This window comes from Neobacillus vireti (assembly GCF_036962465.1).
Classification (GTDB): Bacteria; Bacillota; Bacilli; order Bacillales; family Cytobacillaceae; genus Neobacillus; species Neobacillus vireti_B.
Genome location: NZ_JBALNF010000013.1, coordinates 69,597 through 82,156, shown reverse-complemented (window position 1 = coordinate 82,156; position 12,560 = coordinate 69,597). Strand labels below are relative to the sequence as shown.

Here is a 12,560-nt window from a genome sequence, read left to right as displayed (position 1 = left end):
CTATTTCCATTATATAAAAAAAACTCCTTATTAAAAGGAGTTTTTAAACTATTAAAAAAATTTATCCTTCAACATTGATAATGACTTCCTTTCCTCGACGCTTCATCATAAACGGAATCACTAGCCAAAGAGCGGTAATCAGTAGAAAGACAAGCGAAATCGGACGTGTAAAGAAGACACCATAATCCCCGTTTGAAATCGTTAAGGCTCTCCGTAAATTATTCTCAACCATAGGTCCCAAGACAAGGCCAAGCACTAGCGGCGCAATGGGGTAATCATGTTTACTGAGGAAATATCCAAAAACCCCGCATCCGAGTAAAAGTAATAGATCATTCGTTGAAACTTGAACTGCATACACACCAAATATAGACACTGCGATAATCATTGGAATTAAATATTTCTTAGGTGTTTCAATGATTTTTGCAAATACTTTTACTAGCGGCAAATTGAGGATGAGCAGCATGATATTTCCAATAAACATACTGGCAATTAACCCCCAAGCTACCTGTGGATGGTCTTCAAATAATAACGGACCAGGCTGAACATTATACATCATTAATGCCCCCATTAATATAGCTGTTGTACCGGAACCAGGGATCCCAAGCGTTAGTAACGGAATCATTGCACCGCCAGAGGCTGCGTTATTAGCTGATTCAGGTGCAGCTACCCCGGCAATCGCACCCGTTCCAAATTTAGAAGGGTTTTTAGAAATTCTTTTCTCTAGTAAATAAGCGAAGAATGAAGCAAGAGTTGCACCGGCGCCGGGTAAAATACCAACAAAGAAACCTAAGAGGGAACCGCGGGCAATCGGACCTGCTGACTCCTTAAATTCTTCCCTCGATGGAAGTAAATTCGTGATTCTAGCAATCTCGCCTTCTTCCTCTTCTTTTTCTAAAATCGTCTTAAATACCTCGCCAAGAGCAAACAATCCGACGGCAATCGTTAAGAATTCAATCCCTTGAAAGAGCCAGGGAATATCAAACGTAAATCGGGCAATTCCTGAAACTGTATCTATTCCGATTGTCCCAAGTAATAAGCCACATACTGTCATGATTAAGGCCTTGGTAACTGATTTTCCAGCAAGACCGCTTACTGCTCCAAGTCCCAAGAGCATTAATGAAAAATATTCGGCTGGACCGAACTTGAGGGCCACTGCTGATAATGGTTTTGCCAGAGCAATCAATGCAACTAGGGTAACAATCCCTGCTACAAATGAACCGATGGCCGCAATGGATAGTGCACTTCCTGCTCTCCCTTTCTTAGCCATTTGATACCCATCGAGGGTTGTAACCACTGAGGAAGATTCACCAGGGGTATTTAAGAGAATGGAAGTGGTTGAACCGCCATACATTGCCCCATAATAGACGCCTGCTAATAGAATAATTGCACTCGTAGCTGCCTGTTCCGGCGGGAGACCACCTGTAATTGAGGCTGTGACGGGAATAAGTAATGCTACCCCGCTCATCGGTCCAATTCCTGGGAGCACCCCAACAGCGGTACCAATTAACACGCCAACAAAAGCAAATAGGATATTATACCAAACAAGTGCTGTTCCAAATCCTTGCAATAAATAATCGAGTGTACTCATCTTTGCACCCCTTCTAGTGATTCAAGTTAATCTAAAACCAAATTGGCCAGCCTGGAAGTGTTCCCTTTAAGACATCTACAAATAAGAAATATACAATTCCTGAGAAAGCTGCCGCAATTATAATAGAAGAAATCAGTTTTTTTCTCTCCATGGTTTGGAAACAAACCACTAAAAAAAGGAAGGTGGTAATGACATACCCGACTGATTCGAGGGTTAAGATATAAACCAACGTAGCAATAATAATAATGGCGAAAGGCTTGTACTGTAATTCCTCTTTCTTGCTATGGCCATTCTTGTTAATGAGTGTTTCGTAGAATAATCGGATACTAAGTAAAACAAGTATTATGCCGAGGACAAATGGAAAAATATCAGGGCCGACGACACTTCCATAGGAAGAGCTCGAAATATGTTTGCTCCCTATTATAAAAAGAACACCGACAGTTAAAAATAAGATAGATGCAAAACGATCAAATTTTATCTCCACATGAGTCACCCCCTATAAAAATAAGGAGGAGATATCGTTACCTCCTCCCCTTTCTGCTTTACTTCTGCATTCCCAAGGCAGTTAGTAATTGTTGGATCTGCTGATCTTGTTCTCCTAAGAATTTTTTGAAGTCTGATCCGTTTTTGTATTCTAATTCCCAGCCTTGTGTCTCAACTTCTTTTTTCCATTCAGGCGATTGAACTAATTTATCGATGGTTTTTTCCCAATAGCCGAAAGCTTCCTTAGACATTTTTTCTGGACCAAATACTCCGCGCCAAATGGTAAACTCCGCATCAACTCCTTGTTCTTTTGCGGTTGGAACATCTTTAAAATCGCCAGCTAATCGGTCTGGAGCTGTAATGGCCAGCACCCTTACTTTTCCCGCTTTTAAAAACTCCTTTACACTCGATGCATCGGTACCAATAACGTCAGCATTACCACCAAGCAGAGCTGTGATGGCTTCCCCGCCGCCATCGTATGAGACATACTTAATTTTTGTTGGATCAACCCCAAATTTATAAGCAGGAAGGATCGAAATTAAATGGTCCATCGAACCTGGAGCGGAACCGCCAGCAAACGTTAATTTTGTTGGATTTTTCTTTACTTCTTCTAACACTGATTTTAAATCCTTAAATTTGGAATCATTTTTAACCACGATTGCCCCATAATCTTTGGTTAGCTGTGCGAGCGGAGTTGTATTTTTGTAACCGTATGGACTGTTCCCTTCTTTTTTGAGGTTGTTGATAATAATTGGCGGTGAATTCACAAACAGCATGTCATTATTTTCAGCTTGCTGGGTTGCGTATTCAGCCATAAAAACTGCGCCCCCGCCGCCCGGTTTATTCTCTACCGTCATTGGCTGGTTGACTAATTTTGTTTCACCTAAAATCTTTGTAAATGAACGGGCAGTTAAATCCCATCCTCCACCGGCGCCAGATGGAGCCACTACAGTAATCGCTTTTGTAGGATAGCCAGTACTTTCCTCTTTTTTACCTGAATTCGTACCTGCTGTTTCCTTACTACTGCTGCAAGCTCCCAAACTTAATGCCAAAGCCCCTGCACACATAACTGTTGAGATTTTTTTTAAAGAAAACATTCCACATTCCCCCTTGTAAACGTTTTCTTAATTTTACAAAATTTACGAATGTTTTAAATATTGTATATTTAAGTCACATTAAAAACTTATTCATCATTTTGTTCATAAAGTTCACGATTTTCTAGATTCAAACGCTTTTCGATTAAATAGTGAATGTCATAGACAAAAAACCACTAGAATATCTAGTGGTTTCCTGACCTTAGGCATATATGATATATACTATTGTCCTTGTTTGAAAGATTTCTTGGCTGCATTTTCTAAAATGGCTAAACGGATCAGCTTCACTTTTATATCCTTGCTAAGTGATAGCCATTCAGGTGCATTTATCTTCATTTTATACTCCCCCTAACGAATATTGTTCATTAAATTTTCGATTAATCCAGATGGGTTAATATAAAGGATTTCCTTAATGTTGTTTTTCCCTTATCTTCCAATAGTCTAACCTAGTTTTCATCTCCAATTTATTTGATTTTTCTACATATTTTTCGTCTAGTCATACGGTTATACTCAGCCTGGGTGAACTATTTTTGCCTATACCTTTTACCTGTTCATCCAGTCTGATTCATTTTTCATGTTAGCAAACCTAACACAATCAGTGATTTTCTTATTTTTCTGCTTTATACTTCAACGTATCAACCAAATAAAGGTTCTCATTTTTCAAATCGCAGAACTAGAATTGCTTTCTAGGGTTCCGTTTAAAGGTTTCTATACTCTTTAAGGACTGGTCCGAGAGAGAGCGTACAGTTATCTGTATACACGGAGGGATAAAAGCCCGGGAGAATTTTTTTATAAAATTCTCCCGGGCTTTTTCTTTCCTGGACAAATCACCGAAAAGGATGGATGAAAATGAAAGAAACACCAACACTTGTTAAAACGCTGAAACTTCACCAAGTGGTCTTTATGGGGCTGGCTTGGATGACTCCGATGATTTATTTCACTGTCTATGGTGTAGCCTTCGATGCTGCCGGAGGAATGCTCGCTGCTGCCTATGTAACTGCATTTATTGCGATTTTCTTTACTGCTTATAGCTATAGCCAAATGGTTAAGGCCTATCCGATTTCTGGTTCTGCCTATATCTACGCGAAGAAAGCGGTCCACCCTATTGCTGGATATCTGGTTGGATGGGCCCTTTTATTAGATTATATTTTCTCACCCATTATTGCGATTCTTACTTTCGGGATTTTTATGAATACTGAATTCCCTTCTATTCCAGTTTTTGTATGGATTATCCTGATGAACGTTGTCTTAGCCATCGTTAATATTGTCGGGATTAAATCAGCCGCACGTGTTAGCGGTTTGTCGGTCCTTTTCCAGATTGCGTTTATCATTCTCTTTTGCATTTTAGTAGTAAAGGATATTCTTACTGGCCAGACTGATTCTCACTCTATCCTCTCTTTAGCCCCTTTTTTTAATGATCATGTCTCTATTGACGGAGTCTTATCGGGCGCAGCGCTTATCTGTTTCTGTTTCCTCGGCTTTGACGCTGTGACAACAATGGCAGAAGAAACTATTAATGCGAAGAAAACGATACCGAAAGCGATTTATCTGATTGTCATCATTGCCGTCATTATGTATCTTTCCATATCTTATTTATCGGAAATTGCCTTTCCAAATTTCACATTTACCAATCCAGATAATGCTGCATACAGGCTTGTTCAGCTCGTTGGCGGTAACTTGTTGAGCTCACTTTTTATCATGGTCCTGATTGTGGCGACTTTTACACAGGGTGTCTCTTCCGTAACAAGTGTCAGCCGCTTCCTTTTTGCTCTTGGCCGTGAATCGATTTTACCGAAAAAATTATTTACGACGATCCATCCAAAATATAAAACACCTGTTTCCAATATATTGTTTGTTTCAGTCATTTCCCTTTCAGCCGTGTTCATTAATCTTGATTCAGCTGTGTTATTTGTAAGTTTTGGAGCACTAACTGCGTTTACCTTCGTTAATCTCTCAGTCGTCTTTCATTACTATATCAGGCAAAAAAGAAGGTCACCAAAAGAAACATTTTTGTACCTGATCTTCCCTCTCATTGGTGCTAGCTTTATCGGTTGGCTGTTGACTCTGCTTGACAAAACCACCCTTTTTATTGGATTGATTTGGGTAGCTGTTGGGTTTGTTTACCTAGTAGTTAAATCAAAATGGGAAGTGGCAAAGGGAAGGAAATATTCCATTTCTAAAGTTAAACAAATAGTCGACTAGTAAAAACCGTGTTAGAAAATATAACATGATTGTGGTTAAATCTCATCGCCAAACGATATACTGAAGTCATCTTAAATAAAGGTTTCCACAAAAGGTTGGAAACAAAAAGCTGTCTAGGGTTCCGTTTAAAGATAACTTTAAAGACTGGTCCGAGAGAGAGCGTACAGTTAAGCTGTATACACGGAAGGATAAAAGCCTGGGAGATTCATCTCCCCATGGCTTTTATCTTTTTTTATTACTTATTAGGAGGAAAAATGACATGAACACTTTATCACCTTCCAAAATCTCAAAAATGATTCCAGCGGGAGGTAAATGGTCTACTCTGATTAGACGTGGAAAACAAATCACATTCACTGCTCTCGAGAAGGGTGCGAATGTTTCCCTGCTGCTATATAACGCAAATGATCTTTCCGAACGTTACAATATGCCGGATACCCTAAAAGCCCAGCACACTGCCCATTTAACAAAGGGAAATGTCCTGATGAGTGACAATGGCAGGGTCCTTGCGAGCATCATTGAAGATTCGCTCGGCTGGCATGATCCCCTTTCTGGCTACACTTCACGGGTGCTTACCAATCAAAAATATGGAATAACTACCTATCAAAATGACAGAAATGATTTTTACAGAAGCGGCGAAGAAAACTTTGCAGTGGAGCTATTCCGCAATGGTTTAACCGCTCGAGATCTTATGCCAGTCGTCAATTTATTTTCTAAAGTTTATTGTGATCATGATGGAAATTTGCATTATGTTTCAGATCACAGCAAAAAAGGTGACACCCTCACGCTGAGAATAGAGATGGACGTTATTTTAGTCTTATCCAATACACCGAACCCGTTTAATCCAGCAACCACTTACCCATCCGTGCCTGTTCAAGTGACGATTGCCGAAGCTGAACCCATTCAAGAGAATGATAGTTGTTTCAACCATCGGCCAGAAAACCAACGTGCATTTGAAAATACATGGGAATACCTTTCACTTTCCAAAGGAGGAATCTAATAATGGCCGTTTTAAATCATACTGTTAGTGACAAAAAAATGGAAGATGTATTCTTTCACCAAACCATCCCTGCTGGGGAAGGATGGATTTACACCCTTGAGCCAGGTCAGGTTCTTCGTATAGTCGATTTAGAAGGAAATCAAGCAGCAGATACACTTTTTTATGATGCCGATCAACCTGCTGATCATTACAGTGCGGTCAATACCATTCAAAGGCAAGGGAACGTTTATTTATCGACAGGATCCGTACTTATCTCTGAATTTGGAAAAGAGCTAGTCAAAATTGTCGCGGATACTTGCGGCCGTCACGATACACTTGGGGGTGCCTGTTCAGCGCAAAGCAACACAGTCAGGTATTCACATGATACCCTGCCAATGCATAATTGCCGCGATACCTTCATGCTCCAGTTAGCTAAGCATGACAGCAGGTTTTCAAAACGCGATTTGGCTCCAAATGTAAACTTTTTTATGAACGTTCCTCTTACTCCAGCGGGAGGATTGACATTTGAAGATGGTGTTTCAGCACCAGGCAAATATGTTGAACTGCAGGCCATTTGCCGAACGCTCGTCTTAATCAGTAACTGCCCGCAGCTTAATAACCCTTGTAACGCATATAACCCTACACCTGTTCAAGTTCTGATTTGGGATAAATAACAACTAAAGGAGTGCTCATTATGTTTAAAAAGATATTAATTGCCAACCGCGGCGCAATTGCCGTTCGCATTGAAAGAACTTTGCGAAAGATGGGCATCCAATCTATAGCAGTCTACACGAAAGCCGATCAAGACAGCCTGCATGTGGACCTTGCAGACCAAGCTATTTTAATTGGTGAAGGGGCTGCTAAAGACAGCTACTTAAATGCGGACCTAATTTTGAAGGCGGCTTTAGACAATCATGTAGAGGCCATTCACCCCGGCTATGGATTTTTAAGTGAAAATGCCGATTTTGCTCGGGCGTGCCGTGAAAAAGGAATCACTTTTATTGGACCAACGCCCGAACAAATGGAGTTATTCGGATTAAAGCACTCGGCACGTGAGATCGCTATAAAAGCAGGTGTTCCCCTCCTTCCCGGTACGTCACTTATCACTGATATGGATGCTGCCTTATTAGAGGCTGAACGGATCGGATATCCGATCATGTTAAAAAGTACTGCGGGCGGCGGCGGGATTGGCATGCGTGTTTGTCTAAATCAACAGTCACTCCGTGATGCGTTCGAATCCGTCTCGAGGCTGGCAGAAGCCAATTTTAATAACGGCGGAGTATTTTTAGAGAAATATATCCAAAAAGCCCGGCATGTTGAAGTTCAAATTTTTGGAAACGAGTATGGTGAAGTCGCAGCGCTTGGTGAACGTGACTGTTCGATTCAACGCCGGAATCAAAAAGTCGTCGAGGAAAGCCCGGCTCCTTGTCTCCCCTCTTCCGTAAGAGGAGAAATGCTCGCTTCAGCGAAACGGTTAGCCATGGAAGTTGGGTACCGCAGTGCGGGTACAGTCGAATTTTTATATGATCCAGATGAAAAGCGTTTTTACTTCCTTGAAGTAAATACAAGGCTTCAAGTGGAACACGGTGTCACCGAAGAAGTGTTAAATATTGATTTAGTGGAATGGATGGTCCGTGAAGCTGCCGGTGAATTACGTTCTTTAGATTCACTGTATACCGCACCTAATGGACACAGTATCCAAGCTCGTATCTATGCTGAAGACTGCTTAAATGATTTTCGCCCAAGCGGCGGGCAGCTTGACAAGGTACATTTTTCCGAAAATGCCCGAATTGAAACGTGGGTGCGTGATGGTCTGGTTGTCACTCCCCTTTATGATCCAATGCTTGCGAAAATCATTGTTCACGCAGAATCACGGGAAGAAGCGGTTAAACAATTAAGCTTAGCCCTTGAACAAACCCGCCTTTATGGAGTGACTACTAACCTTCAATATATACAGGCGCTTTTAGAAGAAGAGGATTGCCGAACAGGCAATGTCCATACGCAAATGTTAAAGGAATTCTTCCCAGATGAACGTGCGATAGAAGTCCTTGATGGCGGCATTCAAACAACTGTTCAGGATTGGCCTGGCCGAATCGGGCATTGGGATGTAGGCGTTCCGCCTTGCGGACCAATGGACCCGTTCTCTTTTAGAATAGGGAATAAATTACTTGGGAATGAAGATCATGCTGCTGGCCTTGAATTAACACTTCGCGGCGGCTCCTATCGCTTCCGCAGTGATATGAGGATTGCTCTTACTGGTGCTGATATGAGTGCTAAGCTCGATGAAAATGAAGTTCCAATGTATCAGGTTCTAACTGTTAAACGCGGTCAAGTGCTGTCCTTTGGCGAAGCGGCTTCCGGCATGCGAACCTATTTATTAGTAGCAGGCGGATTGGATATGCCGCTTCATCTCGGCAGTGCATCAACATTCACACTCGGTGGATTTGGCGGTCATGGCGGCCGGGCACTTCGCACTGGAGATGTACTACGTGTAAATAAACGTACGACTCTTACAGGAAGCGGGCTTCCTGCCGTAAAACAGCCTATTATTGAACGAAACTGGACCATTGGCGTAATCCCTGGTCCACATTGTACCGAGGAATTCTTACTGCCTGACTACCTAGATCAGTTAACAAATACAAGCTGGGAAGTTCATTTTAATAGTTCACGGACCGGTGTCCGCTTAATTGGCCCTGCCCCGCATTGGGCACGAGAAGATGGCGGAGAAGCAGGTCTCCATCCATCGAATATACACGATAATGCTTATGCGATTGGAACTCTGGATTTAACTGGTGATATGCCGATTTTACTTGGACCTGATGGCCCTAGTTTAGGTGGTTTTGTCTGTCCTGTCACGGCCGCATCAGCTGAATTCTGGAAGATTGGCCAGCTTCATGCGGGCGACCGTGTCAGGTTCCGGTTACTAACACTGGAAGAAGCAGATGAACTTCGCAAACAGCAGGAGCAATTCTTGGAAGCAGTTGGTACAAAGGATCATGGAGTTTCTGCGATTCCTTCCTTGCCTGGTGAGGTTAAACAGTTTTCAACTGACTACCCCATTCTTAAGAGAAATACAGCTGGAAATTTCCCAATGACCATACGTGCTGCTGGAGATGAGAACGTTCTAATAGAATTCGGCGATTTGGAGCTTGATCTTCTCCTTCGTTTTCAGGTTCATGCATTAATGGAAGCGATTGAAACGGAAAGAGCAATCCCCGTTTTAGATTTGACACCAGGAATTCGTTCCCTTCAGGTACATTTTGATTCAACCAAAATGTCAATCTTATCGGTTTGTGAAGTAATTGAAACCATCAATGATAAGCTGCCTAAATTAGAAGAAATGGAAGTTCCTTCTCGTATTGTTCGTCTGCCGCTATCATGGGATGATCCGGCAACAAGACTGGCAATTGATCGCTATCAACAAAATGTACGGCCGGATGCTCCATGGTGCCCTAGCAATTTAGAATTTATCCGCCGTGTAAATGGTCTTAATGACATTGATGATGTAAAGAGAATCGTTTTTGATGCGAATTACCTTGTTCTCGGTCTTGGGGATGTTTATCTCGGGGCTCCAGTAGCTACACCAGTTGATCCCCGTCACCGTTTAGTGACGACTAAATATAATCCTGCCCGTACATGGACACCGGAAAATGCGGTTGGAATTGGCGGTGCCTATATGTGCGTTTATGGAATGGAAGGCCCTGGAGGTTATCAATTTGTCGGAAGGACTGTCCAAGTTTGGAATCGCCTCCGTGAAACGAGAAGCTTCCATGCAGACAAACCATGGCTGCTTCGCTTCTTTGACCAAATTCAATTTTATCCAGTCAGTGCCGAGGAATTGCTGGAAATGCGCGAGGACTTTATACGCGGTCGATTCGAAGTGGATATTACGGAAACAACATTTAAGTTAGGCGACTATTTAACCTTCCTCGATTCTATTAAAGAAAGTACTGCCCGTTTCCGCGAGACCCAACAAGCTGCATTCCGTGAGGAGCGTGAAAATTGGCGCAAGAATGGCCTTGCTGAATTTGTTTCAGAACATGATGCAGCTGAAACGGTTGAGGAAGTTTTGCCAGATGGAGCAGAAGGGGTTCGCACCGCCCTGCCAGGAAGCATTTGGAAGGTCCTTGTAACTCCGGGCGATGAAGTGAAAAAAGGCGACACGTTAATAATAGAAGAAAGTATGAAAATGGAGTTTCCGCAGCTGGCTCCTTGTGACGGATATGTTCACTCTATACATGTTTCACCTGGCGATGAGGTTCATGCAGGCCAGTTAATTGTCTCTATCACAAAAGAAATGCGAGGTGCAGCCGATGAAAACGATCAACATACCACAAACCCTGTCCATTCATGAGCTGAAGAAGAACTATCAATCTAAAAGTCTTACTCCGGAGGCTGTTTGCAAGGAAATTGTTAAACGTGCTGAAGCAGACAAAGAGTTTAATATTTGGATTACCTCTCCTTCGATGGAGAGGATCCAACCCTATCTTGATGGTTTGGAACACATGGACCCAGAGCAAACACCGCTCTGGGGAATCCCTTTTGCCATTAAAGATAATATTGATTTGGCAGATGTTCCTACGACTGCTGGCTGCCCTGACTATTCCTACACCCCAAGTGAGCATGCAACAGCAGTGAAACGCTTGATTGAAGCAGGAGCGATTCCCATCGGCAAAACTAACCTCGACCAATTTGCAACAGGACTTGTAGGTACACGCAGTCCTTATGGAGAAGCGAAAAACGCCCTCTCCCCCGACCTAATCAGCGGCGGCTCAAGCTCTGGTTCTGCAGTTTCCGTTGCCCGAGGACTTGCTGCATTTTCCCTGGGGACAGATACAGCAGGTTCGGGCCGTGTACCAGCAGCATTAAATAGACTTGTTGGCTTTAAACCAAGTCTAGGAGCTTGGCCGGTAAAGGGGGTTGTTCCTGCTTGTGCTAGCCTCGATTGCGTAACCGTCTTTGCGAATTGCCTCGCAGATGCATTACTTGTGGATGAAGTAGTCCGCGGGTTTGAGGAAAATGATCCTTGGTCACGGGAGGTTAAACGCAGAACAAATGCTTTGCCGGAAAAAGTTCTGCTTTTAAAAGAGGAACCTGAATTCTTTGGCCCTTTTGCAAACGAGTACCGACAAGCTTGGGCGCATGCTGTTGACCGGATTAAGAGTCTTTCTATTCCAATTGAATACATCGATGGAAGCTTTTTTTCAGAGGCGGCTTCGATTCTTTATGATGGCCCATGGGTGGCGGAGCGCTGGTCCGATTTAGGATCATTCATTAACTCCAATGAAGATGCTATTTTTCCAGTAACAGAAAAAGTGCTTCGCAATGGGGCCAATCCGGATTACGATGCGGCCTCTGTATTTAAGGCTCTTCACAAACTGCAAGCATTTAAACAAAGTGCACATCAACAACTTAGAAATGCGGTTTTGATTATGCCTACCTCCGGTGGTACCTGGACCCGTGAACAAGTACGGGAAAATCCAATTGAAACAAATAGTAAAATGGGACTTTATACGAATCATTGCAATTTATTGGACCTGTGTGCGATTGCTGTACCTTGTGATGATGCTGCAAAAAATCTTCCTTTTGGAATCACGATGTTTTCTAGTCATGTGAATGAACACTTGGTTGCTGGTCTATCGGATTTATTTTTAAATAGTTTAGGTTCTCCAGTTAATAAAACTACTAAACTAGTAGCAGTTTGCGGTCTTCATATGAGAGGCTTTGCGCTTGAAAAACAAATGAAGGATCATGGGGCGCTATTTGTTCGAGAAGCTAAAACTGCTTCTGTATACAAAATGGTGAAATTAGCTTCGCTTCCTCCAAAACCAGGGCTCATCCGAACAAATGGTGCAGGGGCTTCGATTGAAGTGGAGTTATGGGAAATGCCTTTGTCAGAGCTTGGATCCTTTGCTGCACTAATCCCTTCCCCTTTAGGATTAGGAAGAGTTGAGCTGGAAGATGGGACTGAAGTATTAGGATTTATATGTGAGGGCATTGCTGCTGAAAATGCCGAAGATATTTCATATACTGGTGGCTGGCGCTATTTATGATGAATAAAAGGTTCATGTAGACAAGGCTCTACATGAACCTTTTTTTCTTTTTAAAGCCGATACTTAGGTCGTGTATACCTTTGATTTTTTTAGACAAGTTCGAACAACTCTAGCCAGTAATAATGCGGGGCTGTCCGAAGTCATCCCGAGTTCGGACAGCTCTA

The 12,560-nt window shown here is 42.5% G+C and carries 8 protein-coding genes and 2 riboswitches; of the genes, 5 read left to right on the top strand and 3 right to left on the bottom strand.

Annotation, left to right across the window (positions count from 1 at the left end; all coding sequences use genetic code 11):
* Positions 1-61: 61 nt before the first annotated feature.
* From V7077_RS05275 to V7077_RS05265, 3 genes are read right to left on the bottom strand one after another with little or no spacing between them, the layout of a single operon-like run.
* On the bottom strand, positions 62-1,588 hold the full coding sequence (locus V7077_RS05275) for a tripartite tricarboxylate transporter permease (protein ID WP_335499078.1): 1,527 nt from the start codon (positions 1,586-1,588) through the stop codon (positions 62-64).
* A gap of 31 nt (positions 1,589-1,619) precedes the next feature.
* The gene (locus tag V7077_RS05270; RefSeq protein ID WP_335499076.1) at positions 1,620-2,072 is read right to left on the bottom strand and encodes a tripartite tricarboxylate transporter TctB family protein; all 453 of its coding nucleotides are present in this window, start codon (positions 2,070-2,072) and stop codon (positions 1,620-1,622) included.
* Between the two features lie 58 nt (positions 2,073-2,130).
* Positions 2,131-3,168, bottom strand: coding sequence for a Bug family tripartite tricarboxylate transporter substrate binding protein (locus tag V7077_RS05265; protein ID WP_335499074.1), 1,038 nt, complete (start codon positions 3,166-3,168; stop codon positions 2,131-2,133).
* A gap of 672 nt (positions 3,169-3,840) precedes the next feature.
* Positions 3,841-3,949, top strand: a riboswitch (guanidine-I (ykkC/yxkD leader).
* 65 nt (positions 3,950-4,014) lie between these two features.
* On the opposite strand from V7077_RS05265, the gene V7077_RS05260 reads away from it, so the two are divergent.
* The 5 genes from V7077_RS05260 (at position 4,015) to atzF (ending at position 12,396) form a co-directional block, all read left to right on the top strand.
* Positions 4,015-5,367, top strand: a complete 1,353-nt coding sequence (locus V7077_RS05260; protein ID WP_335499072.1) for an APC family permease — start codon at positions 4,015-4,017, stop codon at positions 5,365-5,367.
* A gap of 102 nt (positions 5,368-5,469) precedes the next feature.
* Positions 5,470-5,572: riboswitch (guanidine-I (ykkC/yxkD leader) on the top strand.
* 54 nt (positions 5,573-5,626) lie between these two features.
* Positions 5,627-6,364, top strand: a complete 738-nt coding sequence (locus tag V7077_RS05255; protein WP_335499070.1) for an urea amidolyase associated protein UAAP1 — start codon at positions 5,627-5,629, stop codon at positions 6,362-6,364.
* A gap of 2 nt (positions 6,365-6,366) precedes the next feature.
* Positions 6,367-7,017 carry an urea amidolyase associated protein UAAP2 gene (locus V7077_RS05250; RefSeq protein WP_335499068.1) on the top strand — a complete coding sequence of 217 codons (651 nt, stop codon included), beginning with the start codon at positions 6,367-6,369 and terminating at the stop codon, positions 7,015-7,017.
* Positions 7,018-7,037: 20 nt separating this feature from the next.
* Positions 7,038-10,697 (top strand): urea carboxylase, encoded by a 3,660-nt coding sequence (uca, locus tag V7077_RS05245; protein WP_335499065.1) that lies wholly within the window; start codon positions 7,038-7,040, stop codon positions 10,695-10,697.
* Complete coding sequence (atzF, locus tag V7077_RS05240) at positions 10,657-12,396, top strand: allophanate hydrolase (protein ID WP_335499063.1); 1,740 nt, start codon at positions 10,657-10,659, stop codon at positions 12,394-12,396. The genes uca and atzF overlap by 41 nt, the downstream gene beginning before the upstream one ends.
* Positions 12,397-12,560: the final 164 nt, after the last annotated feature.

Coding starts and splice junctions, on each gene's coding strand:
- V7077_RS05275 (WP_335499078.1), bottom strand. CDS start 1,588: ATGAGTACACTCGATTATTTATTGCAAGGATTTGGAACAGCACTTGTT.
- V7077_RS05265 (WP_335499074.1), bottom strand. CDS start 3,168: ATGTTTTCTTTAAAAAAAATCTCAACAGTTATGTGTGCAGGGGCTTTG.
- V7077_RS05260 (WP_335499072.1), top strand. CDS start 4,015: ATGAAAGAAACACCAACACTTGTTAAAACGCTGAAACTTCACCAAGTG.
- V7077_RS05255 (WP_335499070.1), top strand. CDS start 5,627: ATGAACACTTTATCACCTTCCAAAATCTCAAAAATGATTCCAGCGGGA.
- V7077_RS05250 (WP_335499068.1), top strand. CDS start 6,367: ATGGCCGTTTTAAATCATACTGTTAGTGACAAAAAAATGGAAGATGTA.
- uca (WP_335499065.1), top strand. CDS start 7,038: ATGTTTAAAAAGATATTAATTGCCAACCGCGGCGCAATTGCCGTTCGC.
- atzF (WP_335499063.1), top strand. CDS start 10,657: ATGAAAACGATCAACATACCACAAACCCTGTCCATTCATGAGCTGAAG.